At 45.0% G+C, this 20,139-nt stretch carries 20 protein-coding genes; 4 read left to right on the forward strand and 16 right to left on the reverse strand.

Annotated elements, in window-relative coordinates; all coding sequences use genetic code 11:
• Positions 1-240 precede the first annotated feature (240 nt).
• Together fadJ and fadI are read right to left on the reverse strand one after the other, a co-directional pair.
• Positions 241-2,457, reverse strand: a complete 2,217-nt coding sequence (fadJ, locus tag A136_RS20950; RefSeq protein WP_017064100.1) for a fatty acid oxidation complex subunit alpha FadJ — start codon at positions 2,455-2,457, stop codon at positions 241-243.
• Complete coding sequence (gene fadI, locus A136_RS20955; protein ID WP_017060645.1) at positions 2,457-3,764, reverse strand: acetyl-CoA C-acyltransferase FadI; 1,308 nt, start codon at positions 3,762-3,764, stop codon at positions 2,457-2,459. The genes fadJ and fadI overlap by 1 nt, the downstream gene beginning before the upstream one ends.
• A gap of 552 nt (positions 3,765-4,316) precedes the next feature.
• Between fadI and A136_RS20960 the strand changes: the two genes are divergently transcribed.
• From A136_RS20960 to A136_RS20975, 4 genes are all read left to right on the forward strand, one after another.
• Positions 4,317-4,865 (forward strand): sigma-70 family RNA polymerase sigma factor, encoded by a 549-nt coding sequence (locus tag A136_RS20960; RefSeq protein WP_017060646.1) that lies wholly within the window; start codon positions 4,317-4,319, stop codon positions 4,863-4,865.
• Entirely contained in the window at positions 4,858-5,586 is a 729-nt protein-coding gene (locus A136_RS20965; RefSeq protein WP_017060647.1) for a DUF3379 domain-containing protein, read from the forward strand. Before A136_RS20960 ends, A136_RS20965 begins: the two co-directional genes overlap by 8 nt.
• A 297-nt stretch (positions 5,587-5,883) precedes the next feature.
• The gene (locus A136_RS20970; RefSeq protein WP_017060648.1) at positions 5,884-7,179 is read left to right on the forward strand and encodes an outer membrane protein transport protein; all 1,296 of its coding nucleotides are present in this window, start codon (positions 5,884-5,886) and stop codon (positions 7,177-7,179) included.
• A gap of 295 nt (positions 7,180-7,474) precedes the next feature.
• The gene (locus A136_RS20975; protein ID WP_017064101.1) at positions 7,475-8,782 is read left to right on the forward strand and encodes an outer membrane protein transport protein; all 1,308 of its coding nucleotides are present in this window, start codon (positions 7,475-7,477) and stop codon (positions 8,780-8,782) included.
• A gap of 94 nt (positions 8,783-8,876) precedes the next feature.
• On the opposite strand, the gene A136_RS20980 is transcribed toward A136_RS20975, so the two are convergent.
• From A136_RS20980 to A136_RS21045, 14 genes are all read right to left on the reverse strand, one after another.
• On the reverse strand, positions 8,877-9,662 hold the full coding sequence (locus A136_RS20980) for an MlaA family lipoprotein (protein WP_017064102.1): 786 nt from the start codon (positions 9,660-9,662) through the stop codon (positions 8,877-8,879).
• Between the two features lie 124 nt (positions 9,663-9,786).
• Positions 9,787-11,007 carry a c-type cytochrome biogenesis protein CcmI gene (ccmI, locus tag A136_RS20985; protein ID WP_017064103.1) on the reverse strand — a complete coding sequence of 407 codons (1,221 nt, stop codon included), beginning with the start codon at positions 11,005-11,007 and terminating at the stop codon, positions 9,787-9,789.
• Positions 11,007-11,498 carry a cytochrome c-type biogenesis protein gene (locus A136_RS20990; protein ID WP_017064104.1) on the reverse strand — a complete coding sequence of 164 codons (492 nt, stop codon included), beginning with the start codon at positions 11,496-11,498 and terminating at the stop codon, positions 11,007-11,009. The genes ccmI and A136_RS20990 overlap by 1 nt, the downstream gene beginning before the upstream one ends.
• On the reverse strand, positions 11,495-12,046 hold the full coding sequence (locus A136_RS20995) for a DsbE family thiol:disulfide interchange protein (RefSeq protein WP_017060653.1): 552 nt from the start codon (positions 12,044-12,046) through the stop codon (positions 11,495-11,497). Before A136_RS20995 ends, A136_RS20990 begins: the two co-directional genes overlap by 4 nt.
• Before the next feature lie 5 nt (positions 12,047-12,051).
• Positions 12,052-14,022: a heme lyase CcmF/NrfE family subunit gene (locus A136_RS21000; protein WP_017064105.1), complete on the reverse strand. Its 1,971-nt coding sequence runs from the start codon at positions 14,020-14,022 to the stop codon at positions 12,052-12,054.
• Positions 14,019-14,501, reverse strand: a complete 483-nt coding sequence (gene ccmE, locus A136_RS21005; RefSeq protein ID WP_017064106.1) for a cytochrome c maturation protein CcmE — start codon at positions 14,499-14,501, stop codon at positions 14,019-14,021. The genes A136_RS21000 and ccmE overlap by 4 nt, the downstream gene beginning before the upstream one ends.
• Positions 14,498-14,704 (reverse strand): heme exporter protein CcmD, encoded by a 207-nt coding sequence (gene ccmD / locus A136_RS21010; RefSeq protein ID WP_009848525.1) that lies wholly within the window; start codon positions 14,702-14,704, stop codon positions 14,498-14,500. The genes ccmE and ccmD overlap by 4 nt, the downstream gene beginning before the upstream one ends.
• A 14-nt stretch (positions 14,705-14,718) precedes the next feature.
• A complete protein-coding gene (locus A136_RS21015) occupies positions 14,719-15,459 on the reverse strand; it encodes a heme ABC transporter permease (RefSeq protein WP_017064107.1) in 741 nt (246 codons plus the stop codon).
• Positions 15,460-15,607: 148 nt separating this feature from the next.
• Complete coding sequence (gene ccmB, locus A136_RS21020) at positions 15,608-16,276, reverse strand: heme exporter protein CcmB (protein ID WP_017060658.1); 669 nt, start codon at positions 16,274-16,276, stop codon at positions 15,608-15,610.
• A 1-nt stretch (position 16,277) separates the two neighbouring features.
• The gene (gene ccmA / locus A136_RS21025; RefSeq protein WP_017060659.1) at positions 16,278-16,895 is read right to left on the reverse strand and encodes a cytochrome c biogenesis heme-transporting ATPase CcmA; all 618 of its coding nucleotides are present in this window, start codon (positions 16,893-16,895) and stop codon (positions 16,278-16,280) included.
• Positions 16,896-17,173: 278 nt separating this feature from the next.
• A complete protein-coding gene (locus A136_RS21030; protein WP_017064108.1) occupies positions 17,174-17,686 on the reverse strand; it encodes a DUF2802 domain-containing protein in 513 nt (170 codons plus the stop codon).
• Positions 17,686-18,180: a chemotaxis protein CheW gene (locus A136_RS21035; protein ID WP_017064109.1), complete on the reverse strand. Its 495-nt coding sequence runs from the start codon at positions 18,178-18,180 to the stop codon at positions 17,686-17,688. Before A136_RS21035 ends, A136_RS21030 begins: the two co-directional genes overlap by 1 nt.
• 72 nt (positions 18,181-18,252) lie before the next feature.
• Positions 18,253-19,365 carry a chemotaxis protein CheW gene (locus tag A136_RS21040; RefSeq protein WP_017064110.1) on the reverse strand — a complete coding sequence of 371 codons (1,113 nt, stop codon included), beginning with the start codon at positions 19,363-19,365 and terminating at the stop codon, positions 18,253-18,255.
• On the reverse strand, positions 19,352-20,134 hold the full coding sequence (locus A136_RS21045) for a ParA family protein (RefSeq protein ID WP_017064111.1): 783 nt from the start codon (positions 20,132-20,134) through the stop codon (positions 19,352-19,354). Before A136_RS21045 ends, A136_RS21040 begins: the two co-directional genes overlap by 14 nt.
• Positions 20,135-20,139: the final 5 nt, after the last annotated feature.

A 20,139-nucleotide genomic window follows, 5' to 3' on the forward strand; every position in this document is an offset into this window, starting at 1 on the left:
CCAAAAGCAGATCTCCTATTACGCTCCTTCGTCGCTTTAGGAGATGACGGTAGTTTTGATTGACGTGTGTTTGACCACCTTTCTAATCAACGCAATAACTTACTTTTTATCTCTCAATCATCATTCCCGAGAAGGAGGAACGACTGAGTCGGGAATCTCATTCCTTTCACACTCGTTCATAAAACAGAAAAGCCCGCATCAATTGCTTGATACGGGCTTCTTAATCAATGAGTTAGAGAGTTACTTGTAGAAAGACTCACCCAATCCAGCACGTGTCAGTAGGCCATCACATGGCGCGAAACGATCACCGTACTTCTTAGCGAAATCGTTCATCATCTCAACCAGTGACTTAATGCCGATTTGATCCATATAACGGAACGGACCACCTAGGAATGGCGGGAAACCGATACCGAAAATCGCACCGATATCACCATCACGAGGGCTGCGGATAATGCCGTCGTCTAGACAACGAACCGCTTCGTTTAGCATAGGTAACACACAGCGCATCGCGATATCGTTATCGCTCAACTTAGGATCTGGTTGCAGCTTAAGCAGCTTGTAAACTGACTTATCCACTTCCTTCTTCTTGCCTTTGTAAGTGTAGAAACCTTTACCACTCTTGCGGCCTTTACGATTGTCATTCAAAAGAATATCGAACACATCAGGACCTTGGAAACGATCGCCAAGCTCATTCACTAAAATCGGAATGATCTTCGCACCGATATCAACACCCACCTCATCTAATAAAGTGATAGGACCAACCGGGAAACCGAAGTCCAATAACGTGCTGTCGAGCTTTTCAATCGGCTCGTTCGCTAGCAGTAAATGCGCTGCTTCGTTCATGTACGGAGCAAGAATACGGTTCACATAAAAACCAGCCGTGTCTTTCACAACAATCGGCGTTTTACCTTGCTTCTTCGCTAATGTAACAACCGTAGAAATCGTCTCTTCTGACGTAGTTTCATGAGGGATAACTTCTACTAGCGGCATTTTTTCGGCTGGGCTGAAGTAGTGAAGACCGACCACGTTTTCTGGTCGCTGCGCCTTCTCCGCAATCTTATGGATCGGCAATGAAGACGTATTCGTCGCGAAAATAGTCTCTGGCTTGGCATTGGCTTCGATGTCCGCAACCATTGACTGCTTAAGGTCGAGGTCTTCAAATACCGCTTCAATCACCACATCGGTGTGATTAAAGCTCGTAAAGTCGATACCACCAGACAGTTGAAGCATCTTACTTTCAAGGCCCGCTCGGCTCAGAATGCGACGCTTACGCTGCTTATCGAACAACTTGAAGTTGTAGTTAAGCGCGTTCAGTACACCTTCATTTGATACGTCTTTAATGCGTACAGGCACTTTCGCCTTAGCAACACTGACATGGCTGATGCCTGCGCCCATAAGACCACCGCCTAGCACACCAACACGCTTAACCGCTTTGGGTTCTGCGTCTGCGCCGTGTTCTTTTTTCATTTCCGTGGTTGCAAAGAAAATCGAACGAAGGGCTTTAGACTCTGAAGTCATAACCAGTTCTGAGAAACGCTTCGCTTCATACTGAAGACCTTTATCAAAGCCGTTCTCAAGGCCATAACGAATCACGTCTAAAATCGCATCCGCTGCTGGGTAATTGCCGCGTGTTTTCTGATTCGTCTTCTTTGAAGCCTGTTCAAAAATCACTTTGCGACCAAGGCCCGTGCGTGAAATCAGCTTTTCTTTAGTCGACGCTTGGCTTTTCGACGCCAGACGCTTACCTTTTTTACTGCCCGTATTCTTTTCAACAAAGCTTTTAGCGACTTCAAGCAGGATAGTTTCAGGCACACAAGCATCGACAACACCGAGCGATTTCGCTTTCTTAGCGCGCAGTTGCTTACCCGTAAGGATTAGGTCAAGAGATGGCAGCAAACCAATAAGGCGAGGTAGACGCTGTGTACCGCCAGAGCCTGGTAACAGACCTAACTGTACTTCTGGCAGACCAACGCGAGTCTTATCTGAATCGGTACATACACGGTAATCACACGCCAGTGCAAGCTCTAAACCACCACCTAAACATGGGCCGTGAATCGCTGCGACTACTGGGTACGGTAGTTCAGAAAGCGTTTGGAACATCTCCTGCCCTTGGCGAGCCAGAGACTGTGCTTCGTCAGCCGTTTTACACGCATCAAGCATTCTTACATCAGCACCAGCGATAAAGTTATCTGGCTTAAGAGAATGAACGATTAGGCCCTTAACTCGGCTTTGCTTTTCTTTGAGTTGCTCGAAGATGGCTTTCATTTCTTCAGCAAAAGCCGCTTGCAGCGTGTTCATTTTCTCGTTTGGTACATCAATCGCTAACCAAGCAATATCTTGCTCATCGATATTGAGAGTAAATGCTGTCGCTTTCTTTTTGGTTGATTCAGTCGCAGAGGTTGAATCTGGTTGAGCGACTGTTTCTTTTTCTGTTGTTGCATCAAGAGTCGTAGACATTATTCTACCTCCAAGATCATTGCTGCACCTAAACCACCAGCCGCACAAGCTGTGTTCAATGCCAAGCCGCCACCGCGACGTTTCAGTTCACGTAATGTTTGAGTCATCATGCGCGCGCCAGTCGCTGCAAACGGATGTCCGTAAGCAATCGAGCTACCCAGCACGTTGAACTTCTCCATATCAATCTCACCGATCGCTTTGTCGCGGCCAAGATTCTTCTGTGCAAACTCATCGCTCGCGAACATTTTAACGTTAGCCAAAACTTGGGCAGCGAATGCTTCATGCATCTCGATCAGTGTAAGGTCTGACAACTCTAAACCGGTGTTCTTTAATACTTGTGAGGTCGCGTAAGTCGGGCCCATCAACATATCTGTTTCAACACCAATCGCTGAGAACGCATAACCACGAATATAACCAAGCACTTCTAAGCCTAGTTCTTTGGCTTTACCTTCGCGCATCAACATCACTGCTGCACCGCCATCAGTCAGTGGCGTAGCATTGGCTGCCGTTACACTGCCGTACTTTCTATCAAAAGCAGGACGTAGCTTGGCGTATCCTTCAACCGTTGAGTCGTGGCGAATGTTGTTGTCTTCCGCTAGATACTTTTTGTAAGGTGCCGGGAATGCCGTCATCACTTCGTCTTTAATCTTGCCTTCTTTCCATGCCTGAGAAGCCAAAGAGTGAGAACGGTGAGCAAGTGCATCTTGAGCTTCGCGAGTAATACCGTGTGTCTTAGCCATTTGCTCAGCCGTTTGTCCCATGGATAAACCGGTCGAGTATTCAGCAACTGCAGGTGGTACTGGCATCAAATCTTTTACTGAAAGTGTTTTAAGAATTTTCAGCTTTTGACCCATAGTTTTCGTTTTACTCAGCGCTAATAGATTTGCCGCTAACTTTTTCGAAACACCGATAGGCAATACAGAAGAAGAGTCCGCACCGCCCGCAATACCGATATCAATCGTGCCAGCCATAATGCTTTCGGTCACGTTAACTGCCGCTTGGAAGCTGGTCGCACATGCTCGTGTGACACTGTAGGCATCGGTATTAATGTTCATGCCTGTGCCCAACACGATTTCACGCGCAATGTTCGGCGCTTCTGGCATTTGCACTACTTGGCCGAACACAACTTGTTCGATAAGCGCAGGATCGACATCCGTTCTTGCAAGCATTTCGCTCACAACCATTTTGCCTAGGTCAACCGCAGGCACTTGGCTAAATTCTGTGCTCTGACGAGCAAATGGGGTTCGTAATCCAGCGACAACGGCAACACGTTCTCCAGAACGCGTTTTGACTTCCTGTTTGCCCATGGTTTCTCCTTAAAGTTAAGAGGTCTGACCTGAAGCATTGTAAAGAAGTTGTTAATTAAATCAAACGAGCGTTTAAATAAACGTGATACGAGTATCTCACTGTTTGAAAATATAACTGCGCATTCAGGCGAACCTTTTTGGGGGAAAGGTTGCCGTAAGAGACTAAACTATTGTAAGCAAAGACTGTTATCGCTGTGTAGGGAATGGTTTTCTTGAGGCAAAAAAAAACCACACAAAGCTGTGTGGTCGGAATGTATATAAAGCAATTAACTTAGCGCCAATTGAAATAATCAGTTTCCTGATTAGGAGAAAGTAAAGTCAGCCTTCAAAAGGAAGTGTCGTCTTGCTCAACATGCTAGCCACGAATGACTAACTAGACGACAAGGTGTACTATAACGAGTTCGAGGCCTTAGATTTTGAAGTAGATCAATTTTAATGTGATTTTACGATTTCCTGCCGATCGTTAGCTCTAAAAATATAAAAACGAAGCACAACGTATAGAGGACAGCTATACGCAGAGCAATTATGGAGGCTCGTGTGTCAATAATAAAAATGTTTGGAAAGAAAACAGCCAAGCGTCCGGTCAACTCTGATATGGACAAACAAAGAAAATACGAAGCACTTGTGCGCGCCTATCATCGTGACCTCTTTCGCTACGCCTATTGGTTATGCAAAGACAAAAGCATTGCCGAAGACTTAGTTCAAGAAACTTGCCTTCGTGCATGGAAGTCACTCGATAGCCTTCAAGATGAAAAAGCCGCCAAATCTTGGCTGATTACCATCTTGAGACGCGAGAACGCTCGACGTTTTGAACGCAAACAGTTTGATCTGGTTGATATCGACGATCACGGTAACGATGCTAGTGTCAGTGATGACCCGCACCATCAGCATCAGTGGTTGCAAGCCCAGATCATGAAACTTGAAATTGATTACCGTGAACCTCTCTTCTTGCAAGTGATTGGTGGTTTTAGTGGTGATGAGATTGCCGATATTCTCGATCTCAACAAAAACACGGTGATGACACGTTTATTCAGAGCTCGAAATCAGTTGAAAGAGCTGTTGGATACAGAAGAGGCAGAGAGGGGGCAACATAATGGATGATTTGGAATTTCGTCGTCGTGTATTGTCGGAACCTAAACAACGTACACAAGATATTGTTGATGCGACCGCGAATAGCGAAGCCAATAGTAACTTCTTAGACGATGTACTAGCGCTTGATAAACAGATCCACTCTGCGATGAATGTGGATGTGCCAGACGATCTTGCTGATCGTATTCTGTTCAATCAGACCTCAAGCGAAGAAAGCAAAGTAGTAAGGCCAACGTTTGCGAGACGAGCAATGGCAATGGCCGCCTCAGTAGCATTCGTTGCAGGTTTATTAGTTGGCCAAGTGAATTGGGGAAATGCATTCGTTTCACCTGCGCAAGCTAGTTTAGTTGATACAGCGATGAAGCATGTTGTTGATGAGAAGAGCTTTGTTAGTAGCATCGATGAACAGGTTACATCGCAGCAGATCAACGCAAAAATGAACCCATTTGCTTTTCAGTTTGATGACGCTTTCCCTTACCATGTTTATTACCTAAACCACTGTGGCTTTGGTAAATCCAACGCAGTACATATGGTCTTCCAAGGCGCAAAAGGCAAAGTAACACTGTTTTTAACCGGTATTCCAACAGACAAACCTATCGATTTTGATGAAAAAGGCATGTCCGGCTCGGTAACACCCGTAGATGGCAGCAGCTTAATCCTTGTGGGTGAAAATGGTGAGGATGTTTCCAAAATCGCCGAAAAGCTGACAAAAATGATCAAACCAATGAGCTGATTCGCTCTTAAAGCCCCGTCACAAAAGGCCCAGCAATTATATTACTGATATTGCTGGGCTTTATTTATAAATAAACCACAAAACCATTCACACCACCAATACCTCTAGAGTTAAAACTCTAAAAAACAGCATTTCACACCATTTTCGTGCCAGATAGGCGTCATTTCCATAATTTTCCACTCAAAATTCCCAATGGTCGGATTTGTATATCGTATACTTGCGAATAGGATCAGCCACCATTGAGCAATTGCTCAAATTAATCGCCCTGTAGAGGCGGATATATAAAGGAATAAATGAATGACTACCAACAACACGCGTCTGTTTAAAAAGTCTCTTTTAGCAGTAACAATTACACTGGCGTCTTCGCAAGCGATGGCAGCAGGTTTCCAACTTAACGCACAATCAGCTACCGGCCTTGGCCGTGCTTTTGCTGGTGATGCAGTAATCGCAGATAACGCGTCAGTAATGGCTCGTAACCCAGCGGCAATGGCACTGTTTGATAAAGTTGAACTATCTTTAGGTTTCACTTCGATCACTTCGAAAATTGAAGTCAAAGATGCCACTTACACTAGCGCATTAACTGGTTCAACACCTTCAAACTATGATGATGCGGGTGATACTTCTATCGCACCTAACATCCACTTAATTGTGCCTGTTAATGACCAATTTGCATGGGGCGTCAATGCCTACACTAACTTTGGTACTAAAACTGAGTTTGACGATTCGTTTGCAGGTTCTGAATATGGTGGCCTAACTGACGTTAAAAGTATGAACTTAGGGGTAGCTGGCTCATACCGTTTGAATGAACAGTGGAGCTTTGGTGCAGGTTTAGACTTCATCTATGGACAAGGTAAGCTTGAGCGTAAAATTACGCTGCCTAATAATGTAGCAAACCCTACAGGTGTTCAAGAATACACAGCTCTAGATGCAGACGCTGACGGTTGGGCTGTAGGCTTTAACTTGGGTACAGTTTTCGAGCTAGATAAAGATAATAGATTTGGCTTAGCATATCGTTACAGCCCAACTCTAGAAGCTGAAGGTGATATTACTGGTATTGGAGTGAACCCAGCAACAGGAGATGTTGTTAACGCAACATACAAAAACGATACATTAAACATGCCGTTACCTAGCATGATTGAGTTCTCTGGTTACCATATGCTACCAGACTCTAAGTTTGCTGTTCACTACAGCGTTCAATGGATTGGTTGGAGCGCATTTGACGTACTAGAGGCTGACAAAGCCGGTGAGTTAAATGAGTATAAATGGCAAGATGGGATGCATTACGCTCTTGGTACAACTTACTACATGAATAAAGATTGGACATTACGTGCCGGTTACATGTACGACACAAGTGCCCAAGATAGTATTACATCAGTTTCGGTACCAGATTCTGATCGTCAATGGTTCTCTGCTGGCTTCACATACCACATTGATACAGCTTCAAACGTAGATTTCGGCTTCACTTACCTACTGGGTGATGATGTAAAAGTCAATGAAACTACTGAAATATCAGGAACTACAATTTCATCAATAGAAGCAACAACTCATGCTGATGCTATCTTAGTTGGTCTTCAATACAGCCGTAGCTTCTAATATAAGCTAATAAGTAATCCCAAAGGGTCGCATTATGCGACCCTTTTTTATTGCCTAAACTACTGACCCACATCAATTTAAGCTTACATCTGTAGCCTGCAGAGGCAAAATATGCCTACAAGTGTACGCTCAAACTTCGCAACACAGCCGAAACATTTAGATTATTTCTCTAATAATTAAACACATTTACTCATTTAATCCCTAAAACACTGTTTTATTCGAATTTCATTTTTAAAGTAATAACTCTAAACGTAGAATCACGACACTAAATACTTATGGTTCAGCGAACATAATAATGAAAATGAATAAGACTCTTCTATCTGCTGCAGTGGCAGTTGGACTACTTTCGACTTCTACCGTCACTCAAGCGGCTGGTTTTCAACTAGCAGAATACTCAGCAACAGGCCTCGGCCGTGCGTATGCTGGTGAAGCAGCAATCGCAGACAACGCTGGTTCACAATGGCGTAACCCTGCCCTTCTTACTTACCTAGAAGGCACACAGGTTTCTGTTGGTGCTATCTATGTTGACCCGAACATTGATATCGATGGTACTTCTACATCTGCTTTTACTGGCGCTAAGTCCTCATCTAACTCTAGCGATTTTGCACACAGTGCCGTGATCCCAAACTTTTATGTTTCTCATAAGTACAACGACAAGTTTGCATTAGGTTTTGCTGCTGGTACTAACTACGGCATGGAAACAGATCTAGGTAAAGATTTTGGTGGCGCAAACCACGGTAACGAAGCAAGCGTTACCACAATGGAGCTAAACTTAAACGCGGCATACCAAGTACTTGAAAGCGTTTCTATTGGTGGTGGTATTCGTTACATCATGGCTGAAGGCAGCTTTGGTGCGGTATCAGCAACAACAATCCCAACCATGGTAAACCAAGGTGATGCACTTAAATACATGGAAGGTGATGATACAGCATGGGGTTGGCAAGTCGGTACAGCTTGGCAGATCAATGAAAGCAACCGCTTAGGCTTCACCTACAAGTCTGAGGTAGATCTAACATTGGAAGGTCACGCAAAAGGTCTTGCTTTTGATTCCGTAGCAAACGCAATTGGTGGACCAGTTAAATCTAAGTACAACGGTTCTATGGCGTTAGCTCTTCCTGCTACAGCAGAATTAGCTAGTTTTCATCAGCTAACAGACAAAGTAGCGGTGCATGCGAGCGTAAACTGGACAAATTGGAGCAGCTTTAAAGAGCTTGTTGCCGACATCCCTGAATTCGGTCCAGCTCGAACTCAAGAGATCAAGCAAGAGAACTGGGAAGACAACTACCGCTTTGCAGTTGGTACGACTTACCAAATGACGCCTAAGTTAGCTTTACGTTCTGGTATTGCATACGATACTTCAGCTGTAAGTGAAGAGCACCGTACTGCGACGATCCCAGAAACGGACCGCACTTGGTTAAGTATTGGTGCTGGCTACCAATGGTCTGAGCAATTAACTCTAGATGCAGGCTTCACTTACATTTTAGCGAAAGATGCGAAAATGCTAGAAGATGACGCAGCATCAGCACCGTTTGGCGGCACTTTTGAAGGTGAAGTAACGGGTAGCATTTGGCTAGTAGGTATCCAAGCTAACTACCGTTTCTAATCTGGTTACTTAATCTAAAGTAGCACATATAAAAAAGGCTCGATGTTATTTTAAACATCGAGCCTTTCTTTTATCGATTTTCTAAATCATGTTTCTAGTAATCTTCTAGATAACCATCGATCAAATCTTCTTCTTCAAGGTCGACCTCTTCAGGCTCGATCTCGGCTTTAAAGTCACGACGTTGAATATAAACATCTCGCGTTAACGCATATGGATCTGGCGAGTCATCCAACAGCGCTTCTTGTGACACTAACTGAGCACGAGTTTCCATGCCTTCGAATGCCCACTTTCCTAAGCTAGCCCAGAAGTTCAAGAAAGACAGAGGCACATACATACCATCAACGGTTTCAGTTACTTCACGCGTTGTTATTGGGCCATAACCCGGCACCATGAAGTAGGGACCATTCCCTACCCCGTAATGACCAATCGCATCAGAGAACGACTTATCATCGTATTTGGTGATCCCCGCTTCGCTGGCAATATCGATTAAGCCTAACAAACCAATCGTTGAGTTAATCCAAAAACGATTGAAATGGTCGAGTGCTTTTTCACCATTGCCCATAATAAGGTTATTCACCATGCTTGATGGTTCGTCTAAGTTGGCTAGAAAATTGGATATACCAGAACGTACTGGCACAGGGGTGTAGTCAACATAAGCGAGGGAAACAGGGCGAACTAAATAAGGATCTAGATATTCGTAGTTGATATCCCACATCGCTCGGTTGAAGCCTTCAAAAGGATCATTCGGGTGGGACTCTTCGACGTATTCAGAGGTTTCGAGGTTATCATCGTCAACACTTTCGTCCGGCGCACTTGAACACCCAACCGTTAAGCTTGCGATAAAAAGTAAACTCGAGAGTCTTAAAACACTGACAGACATATCACCTTTTCCATAAGGAATTCAAATAATAAAAAAGGCCAGCAATCGCTGGCCTCAATTGTTTGGCTAAGTCTATACCGTTTATCTGCAAATCGGAATAGCTAACACCTATGCAAAGTGGTGATTAATATTGCTTATTGATATCAATGGTAACTGGAGCACCCAGTTCAACCACTTCACTTTCACCGTACCAATCGCCTTCGCGAGTTGAAACGTTGCCGTCTGTATCAAGCCTAGCTCTAACCATCAGAGTTTCAAGGCTAGACAGCTCTTGTCCTTCCAGCATGCTGTTGCCGTCATCTAGAACAACAGTACGAGGGAAAGTCCCTAGTGGGTAACGAGCGGCTGCGATAGGCATTGGAGAACCATCTGCTCTGTGTACTGAAACAATTAACACTGAGTTAGGGTCAGCATTCACGTCTGCAGATAGATCGAGCGTTACAGCAACAGTCTTACCTTGGTCGACACCCATATTGTCGCCCATTTTCTTCTGAGCACTTTCAATACTGCGCGAAAGCATTTCATAGCGACTGTCTTGTGGACCAATCATCTGCTGCATGATGCTCCAGTACTTCACCGCACCTGGGTAGTCTTGACGCTCAAACGCATCAAACGCAAGCAGTGAGAACACACGAAGGTCAACGTAATCGTTTTGAATCAAACGGCTCAAAATCAAACGAGCTTGGTTTTGATCAGCTTCATCAGGAGAAAGCATCAGTGCTTGTGCGAAACCTAACTGAACATCTTCATTCTTAGGTTCAAGCTTGTAAGCTCGTTCCATAGAATCTTTTGCTGTTTCAGCGTCGCGGTTAGCCAGTGCAATACGACCGAGTAGCAACCAACCTGTTGAATCTTTTGGTTGGTAATGCAGACGAGTACGAAGCGCTAGAGTCAAATCTTCCAACTCATCATCCGTTAGTGCACCACCTTCCGATGACATTAGCTTTTTAGACAATTCAGGAAGGTTCGAGCTCACTTCTTGCCAGTGTTGAACTTTGTCCAACGCACCGAACTTAAAGTACATACCATAAGTCACAACGACGACAAGGATGATCGACGGTACAACCACACCAAGCGTAGAGATTTGAGTCTTCTTCATCTCTTCTTGTGCAGGAACATCATCAAGCAGAGACTGTTTCAAATCATCGATCAGTTCTTGTTGGTTATCAACAAGACCTTCCTCTGCTTCTACTTCTAACTCGACAAGACGGTCTTTATAGAACGCTTTATTCAACTCGTCGCGAAGCATCTCGTCATTGTTTGCCTTCTTGTTAATGAAAGGCAGAACAATTAAGAAAATTGCCGCTAGCGAAAGGATAATGGTAGAAATCCAAAATAGAGTCATTACTTCTTATCTCCGTCGTTCTCTTCATCGAGTAACGCTTTTAAGCGAGCTTCTTTGTCTGCATCCCAGTCTTTATTTGACTCTACTGCTGCTTTTGATTTTGACTTTCTGCTTCGTAAAATAATCAAACCAAATCCAAACACAACAACCGCAAACGGACCAATCCAAAGGATCGATGTAGCTAAGGTCAGTGGCGGGTTGTACGTTACAAAGTTACCGTAACGAGCAATCATGTAATCAATAATTTCTTGCTCAGACTTGCCGTCTTTTGTCATCTCGTACACTTTTTGGCGTAAGTCGACCGCTAGCTCAGCATTCGAATCACCAATCGTGTTGTTCTGACATTTAGGGCAACGTAGCGTATTACTCAACTCTTTGAACTGCTGTTCTTGATCTACGGTATCAAATTCATGGAACTCGATAGGCGCAGCAGAAACAGTCGCTGAAATTGCGAACGTAGCGAATAGAGTAATCAGTGCCTTTCTAATCATTTCGATTCCTCCAACAACTCTTGATACATCGGCTCAAGCGTCGATGCCCAGTTGGTTGGGTTCACGTCACCAACATGGCGGTAGCGAACTACGCCGTTAGCATCGATTAGGAAAGTTTCAGGCGCGCCATACACGCCAAGGTCAAGACCTAGCATGCCATTACCATCAAACAGGCTAATTAGGTACGGGTTACCCAACTCTTTTAGCCAACCAACCGCTTTGTTGCGATCATCTTTGTAGTTAAGACCAATGATCTTAACGCCTTGATCCGCAAGCTTGTTCAGGTAAGAGTGCTCTGCATAACAAGTAGGACACCAAGTCGCCCACACGTTAAGAAGCAGTGGCTCGCCTTTAAAGATCGCTTGATCATGAAACTTACCTGGTTGTTCTAAGTCTTCTAGACCAAACTCAGGAACAGGCTTACCAATCAATACGGATTCTAGCTTAGTTGGGTCATCGCCCGACTGGTTGCGCATTAATTGCGTTGCAAAGATTCCAGCTAGAACCATGAACGCAATCAATGGAATGAATAAAATCTTCTTGTTCATTCGAATTAAGCCTCCTGCTCTTCAGCCGACTTTTTGATTGGCTTACGGAAACGGTAACGACGGTCACTGATAGCAATAGCGCCACCAATCGACATAATCAAAGAACCTGCCCAGATCCAACGTACAAATGGTTTGTAGTAGATACGTACAGCCCAAGATTTGTTGTCGTCTAAACGTTCACCCATTGCAATGTAAAGGTCGCGCGTTACGCCACGGTCAATCGCTGCTTCTGTCATCATAGACTTAGCTGTGGTGTAGAAACGTTTTTCAGCGTGAAGCGTGTTGATGTATTTGCCTTCTTTAGTAATTTCAAAGTCAGCAATGTAACCATCGTAGTTAGGACCATCTTTGTCACGAACCCCTGTAAACAGGAAGCTGTATTCTTCAAGCTGGTAGCTTTCACCTGGCGCCAGACGTACATCACGTTCGATGCTGTAGTTTTGCACCATCGCGATACCAATCACTGTCACGGCTAAACCTATGTGACCACACATCATTGCCCAGTGGCTACGAGGTAGCTTAGTTAGACCTTTCAAGAATGTATGACGGTGAGTCGCACGCTCATGCAGCTCAAAGCCGTGCATGAAGATGATCCAGAACGCCATTACCCAACCAGCAAACGCAGTACCACTGAAGCGGTCAGACAGTAGAGCAACCATTAGCGCACTCAAGCCAAGTGAGAGTGCACCTGAAATCAGCATTGGTTTAACAAGCTTAGACAGGTTGTCACGTTTCCAGCGGATCAGAGGACCGATACCAAGCAGGAACGAGAACGGGATCATTAACCAGAAGAACAACATATCAAAGAATGGTGCACCGATAGATACCGAGCCCAAGCCTAACTGTTTGTGAACTAATGGCAGTAGCGTACCTACTAACACAACGACAAGCGCTGCAATCAGTAAGATGTTGTTACCAAGCAGTGCGTTTTCACGAGAAACCAGATCGAAGTTACCGCGAACACGAACCGATGCGCCTTTAATAGCAAACAACAGCAGTGAACCACCGATAACAAAGACTAGGAAACCTAGAATAAACATACCACGAGCAGGATCCGACGCGAATGCGTGAACCGATACCAAGATGCCCGAACGAACTAAGAATGTCCCTAGTAAGCTTAGCGAGAATGCAGAGATAGCCAGCAGTACTGTCCAAGCTTTAAATGTGCCACGCTTCTCAGTTACCGCTAGTGAGTGCATTAGAGCAGTACCAGCCAACCAAGGCATGAATGAAGCGTTTTCTACTGGATCCCAGAACCACCAGCCACCCCAGCCAAGTTCGTAGTAAGCCCACCATGAACCTAGTGCGATACCTACCGTTAGGAATAACCAAGCTGCGATTGTCCAAGGACGCGACCAACGAGCCCATGCCGTATCAAGACGACCACTCATTAGAGAAGCGATTGCGAAAGAGAACGCAACAGAGAAACCTACATAACCCATGTAAAGCATTGGCGGGTGAATAATCAAACCCGGATCTTGCAGTAGTGGGTTCAGGTCACGGCCATCAACAGGGAAGAAAGGCAATGTACGTAAGAACGGGTTAGACGTCACGATAATGAACAGCAAGAAGCCGACAGTAATCAGACCCATGATAGCCAAAACGCGAGCCACAGACTCTTGAGGCATACCACGACTGAATGTCGCTACTGCTACAGTCCAACCCGCTTGGATGAGAACCCAAAGCAGTAATGAACCTTCGTGCGCACCCCAAACCGCCGTAATTCGGTAGTACCAAGGTAGTTGGCTGTTTGAGTTACTTGCTACGTATTGAATCGTAAAATCATTTGTGTAAAACGCGTAACACAAGATAAAGAACGAAATCGCTAAGAATCCGAACATACCCCACGACAACGGTCGTGCGCTGTTCATCAATAATGTGTTATTTCGAGCGGCTCCATACAATGGGAGCACGCTTAGCAGCAATGCAAGTCCCAAGGACAGGATCATCGCAAAATGGCCGATCTCGGCTATCATTGAGCATTTCCTTCTTTTTGTTCAGTCGTGTATTGCAAAGGCTCATGGGTTTTCTTCATTGCTTCCGCAACTTCAGAAGGCATGTACTCTTCATCGTGCTTTGCCAACACCTCAAACGCTTCGATTGTCGTTGCATTTTTAAGAACACCCTGAGCAACAATACCTTGGCCTTCACGGAAAAGATCAGGAAGGATGCCATCGTATAGAATTGTTACTTTAGGGCCTACATCTTGCAAATCAAAGCTTACACGTAGTGATTCATTGTCACGGCTTACAGAGCCGACTACGACCATGCCACCAATACGTAGGCGTTGACCAACTTCAGGTTTCTTACCATCTTTGCCGTTGACCAGCTCAGTTGGTGTGTAGAACAGATCCATGTTCTGGTTAAGTGCGTAAACCATCAATCCAACAGTCGCACTGATACCAAAAAAGATCGCTAAGACAATGCCCAGCCTCTTTTTACGTCTTGGGTTCATAGAGTGTTCTCCATATTTTTTGCTGCATCGATACGAGCTTGACGATCAATCTTAGCTTGTACTTCATTTAGTAATTGCTTACCACGACGAACGCTTACGACCAGTAAAATGATCATCGCGAGAAATGTGATTCCAAATGCACTCCATACATAGGAGGCATAGCCTCCCATGGCAAAGAAATCACTCAAAGATTCAAAATACATAATTACCTACCCTACTACGCTTTTTCAGCCGCAAGCTTGCGAACCCATGGACGGTGACTTTCTTTACTGATAATTTCGTTACGGAAACGAACCATAGTCACAGCACCAAAGAAAAAGGCGAAGCCGAAGATGTTAAGAAGAAGCGGCCATAACATGTCACTTGAAATAGAAGGCTTGTCGAACTTAGTGATCGTCGCGCCTTGGTGAAGTGTGTTCCACCACTCTACTGAAAAGTGAATGATAGGTAGGTTGATGACACCAACGATAGCCAAAATGCCTGCCGCTTTTGCTGCTGTTTTTTGGTCGTCAAAAGCGTGGTGTAGTGCAATCACACCCAAGTATAGGAATAGAAGAATCAGCTCTGAGGTTAAACGCGCATCCCAAACCCACCAGGCGCCCCACATTGGTTTACCCCAAACAGCGCCGGTTAGTAACGCAATGAAGGTAAACACAGCACCAATCGGTGCCATCGCCAGTGCGGCCATGTCTGATAGCCTTACCTGCCATACCAAACCGATAAAGGCAGCAATCGCCATCGACATGTAAACGCCCATAGACCAGATTGCAGACGGTACATGGATGTAGATGATACGGAAGCTATCGCCTTGTTGGTAATCAGAAGGCGCAAATGCAAGCCCCCACACGGTACCGACGGATAGACACAATAGCGCTAGGATCGAAAACCATGGCAAAAGTTTACCAGCAAGCTGATAAGAGGTTTCTGCTTTGGCATAGGGATGGAGCCATTTCCACATGTTGTAATCTCACTCTTACTTCATATTGCTTACAGCTATTAAAGCTATAATTATAATAATTTTATTTGTCTTGCTTTCAGTTTTATTGACTCTATGAGTCCAATCGTCACATTTGGTTCACATTGGCTATACGATAACGGAACCCCAATCAGTTCACACTCACTCTAAGTGCGGCACTGATCGCAAAAGGCGTCATAGTCATCGCACCCATTAACATTGCCCCAAGCACCGCCAATTGGCCGTTGTACGCAACGCCCAAAGCCGCAGCGTCAATCGCTGACGTCGCGAAAATCAAAATGGGGATGTAAAGCGGCAAGATTAACAGGCTTAACAGGACTCCGCCCTTCTGTAACCCAACGGTTAACGCAACACCAATCGCACCAATAAAACTCAATGCGGGTGTTCCTACCAGCAAGGTCAACACAACTGAGAGCCATGTATCAAAATCTAAAGACAACAAAACAGCCAATAATGGGCTGATTAAAATCAATGGTAACCCGGTCAACAACCAGTGTGCTATGACCTTGGACAATACTACCAACTGCAACGGGATTGGCATCAGCATCATCTGTTCAAGGGCGCCATCTTGAAAATCATCACGGAAAAGACGCTCTAAAGAGAGCAATGCAGAGAGCAAAGCGGCCACCCAAACAATACCCGCAGCAATACGCGCAAGTAGGTTTGGCTCTGGGCCAATACTCAAAGGGAAAAGCGTGATAACAATGATGAAGAACCACAAAGGGTTAAAGATATCCGCTTGACGTCGAAACGCGATAAGCAGTTCGCGTCGGATAATCGTGGTCATTGAAGAGATCATATTACTCACCCAACTTTATTTTTCTTAGTTTCGGGCTATCAGCAAACATATCTTGGTGTGTGGTTAACAACACAATGCCACCGTTGTCTGCATGCTGAGAAAAAAGAGATTCGAGAACTTTCACGCCCTGCTTATCGATGGCAGTCAGCGGCTCATCGAGAATCCACAACATTTGCTTGCTCAACCACAGGCGAGCCAACGCTACTCGGCGCTGTTGGCCTGCTGAAAGTTGCCCCGCAGGTACGTCTTCTCTGCCCGCAAGCCCCACTTGAGCCAGCGCGTGATAAAGCTCTTCTTTGCTGGTACCGCCACTGTGAATAGACTGATAAAAGCTCAGATTCTCATAAGCACTAAGTTCGCGCTTTACACCTGTTTGGTGACCAAGAAAAAGTAAATTTTGATGATAAACATCTCGACTCGATTCAATAGACTCACCATCCCAAGAGATAGTGCCGTCATCGCGATCGCCTAAGCCAGTAATAATCCTAAGGAGTGTCGTTTTCCCGGTACCGTTACGACCTTCAACTTGAACCAGCTCACCTGGTTTCAATTGAAAAGACAACGATTCAAACAGAATCCTGTCGTCACGAATAGCAGTTAAATTTGAGACTTCTAGCATAGGTAAATTTAGTCGAGTAATGAGAGCGCTATAGTAGCACACCAACATGGTGACAAAACAGGACTAGGCGTTTTCGATAGAACAAAGTCGGTAAGAAACTGTTACCACCTCATCACAATTTACACATTTTCATCAACAAACAAGATATTGTCGTAGATACAAGCACTTATAAACATCGTTCTATATAGACCGGGCAGGCATAAAAAAAGAAGCCGAAGCTTCTTTTAAGAGGAATACGTAATAAACATCAATTGCTCAATACGAATTAAGCGCTCAATTTAACGACGTCGAGGCGGGTCTCTGCGATCGCGAGAGGCATCGGGTTGCTGATCGTACGATGAAGGGTTACTTCTCAACGAAGGGACTTTTTCCTTACCCGCGAGCTTATTCTGTAGAGACATCATCAGCTCAGCTTCCGCTTTAGGTAATTCACACTCTTCGATCAGTTCGTTTATCCCGGCACCAAGCTGAACCATTTTCGTTGCACGCGTGTACAAGCGTCCATCGGTGTCAGCATGTTCCAACTCAACAATGCGTTCATTCAAGTGCTTTATCAGATCTTGCTGTTCCGTCACTTTCTGGCCAAGGCCAACCACAACAGAGCGAACCTCAAGTAATTGCTTACTCGATTTTTGAAGCTCTTTGTCCAAGTTACGAACTTGCAGGCGTGACTGATCGAGCTGCTTTTGAATCGCACGTTTTACTTTGCTAATCAAAATCAGGATAAATAACGTAAAAACCCCAACGCCTGATATCAGAGCGACAGGGCTTAAAGGAAGCGCTTCAAACATTACAGGTGAGCCATCTCATCCCATTCGTCTTCGCTTAGTAGTTTGTTTAGATCTACTAAGATAAGTAGCTTGCCATCTCGGTTACTTACACCTTGGATGAACTTAGCACTTTCATCAGTACCAACACTTGGCGTTGTGTCGATTTCAGAAGAACGCAGGTAAACCACTTCAGCAACGCTATCTACTAGAATGCCAATTACTTGACGCTCAGATTCAATAACGATGATACGAGTGTTGTCTGTGATTTCACCTTGCATCAAACCAAAGCGAGAACGAGTGTCGATAACAGTAACAACGTTACCACGTAGGTTAATAATACCTAGAACGTAATCTGGAGCACCCGGTACTGGAGCAATTTCGCTGTAACGTAGTACTTCACGTACTTGCATTACGTTGATGCCGTAAGTTTCTTCTTCTAGCTGGAAAGTCACCCATTGAAGTACTTCATCATTCGTTTGCTCTTTTCTTACTTCAACTTCACTCATATGAGACATAGATAATCCTCTTGCCGTCGTTACCGACCACTATTATTAACTTGATGCTTATTGTTAGCCCAATGCTTATTACTAGCTTAATGCTTTTACATCTAGCCCTGCGTTTAGCATGGCGATTAATGCTTCAACATGAATCAAAGCACACATTTTTTCTTTTACCATACCAGCGAGCCATGGGCGTTTCCCTGCCATTTCTCGCCAACGTACTTTGTCTGTATTAAGTAGCTCGGTGCCTTTGAGCTCTGTGCCCGCCAGGCCCCACAAGCTCTCTCCAAGCATCACTATATATTGATAGTTTTCTTTGTATTCGTCACCTGATAGTTTCTCAGACATCACCCATTTTGCGGTGTCGACCACATCTAGCTGACTATCACGGTTGGTTTGTAAACCCAAATACCAAGCTGGCTTACCAATGATATGACTTAACTCTTCAAGGCGATGGATGCCGCCAAGCTCATCAAGTGGCACCGCAAAGGTCACGCCGTTTACATCAAAATACAAGACTTGAAAGTCTTCTTTGCGAACCGTACTTTCCCAAGAGGTAAACTGGTCAGCACCTCCTGCTTGAGTTTCGGGTTCAATAACTGTCTCGGGATCAGGAACGTCAAGTTCAGGCTCAACAGCCTTAACTTCTACTTGTTCCGTCTCCAACGATTCAGCTTGTAACTCTTCAACTTGCTGCGATTCAACAGGTGGCTCTACAACAATTGATAAATCGGGTTCTGGAAGATTCCAATCCTGAATCTCTGGCTCTTCGAACACTTGAACAGACTCAACCGCGGCATCAAACATTTGCATGTCTGCTTGCTGGGCGATTTTCTGGGTGTTCTGATCCATCAACTCATCAAGGTTCAGTTCATCAACAACATTGGTCGCCTCTAAACGGCTGAGTAGTTTCTGAACATCTTCAAGGTTAGGAACCTCAAACTCAGCCGCGCGTATTTCTGCGTAGCTAGAGTGGTGACTCGAAAATTGGCGCTCTGGCTCTGGCTCTGGCTCTGGCTCTGGCTCTGGCTCTGGCTCTGGCTCTGGCTCTTCAGATTGTGATTCGTCGCTCGACTCGTCAACAAAAAAATCGTCAGATTCAAAGCTTTCATCACCTAACAGCGCAGTAAAATAATCATCCAGTGCTTGTTCACTGGAGAGACTTGGCTGCGCCAATGTTGATTCTTTATTCGCGCTCATTTATCGCCAACCTTTCGAGATAAATAAGCAACTGTTTATAAGCAAATACACCACGGCTACCCGATGCAAAATGAGAGGCTGGCAAGCGCTTTAGGCTCGCATCTCGAAACTTGGTATCAATCGGCACAGCAGACGTCCAAACTTGGTTTGGGTAATCATCTTTGAGCTGCGTTAATGTTTGCAGTGAGGCTTTGGTTCGCTTGTCGTACATCGTCGGGACAATCGTCACCTTAAACGGTGTTTTGCGCGACTTCTGCATAATGGTCAAAGTGCGAATCATGCGCTCTAAGCCCTTCATCGCCAAAAATTCCGTCTGTACCGGAATCAATATACGATCGCTTGCAGCCAATGCATTGACCATCATCACACCAAGAATTGGCGGGCAATCGATCAACACATAGTCGTAGTCATCTTTTAAAGCGGCCAAAGCACGCTTCAAGATCAACCCCATGCCGCTTCGATTTCCCATTACACGGTCTAATGTCGCCAAAGACATATGCGCAGGGATAATATCGATACCTTCGACTTCCGTTTGTAAAAGCAAAGGTCTTACCGTCTGCGCGTTAAATTCACGCAGCTGGAACAGATCAAACAGGCTCGATTCCACCGTATCTGAATCGTAACCCAGATAGGTGGTCAGTGATGCATGTGGGTCAGTATCAACCAACAGAACACGGTGCCCCTTCAACGCAAGTAAACCTGCTAGAGTCACGGTCGTGGTCGTTTTACCAACACCACCTTTTTGGTTTGCAACACTCCAAACAATCATTTCGA

The organism is Vibrio crassostreae 9ZC13 (assembly GCF_000272045.2).
Classification (GTDB): Bacteria; Pseudomonadota; Gammaproteobacteria; order Enterobacterales; family Vibrionaceae; genus Vibrio; species Vibrio crassostreae_C.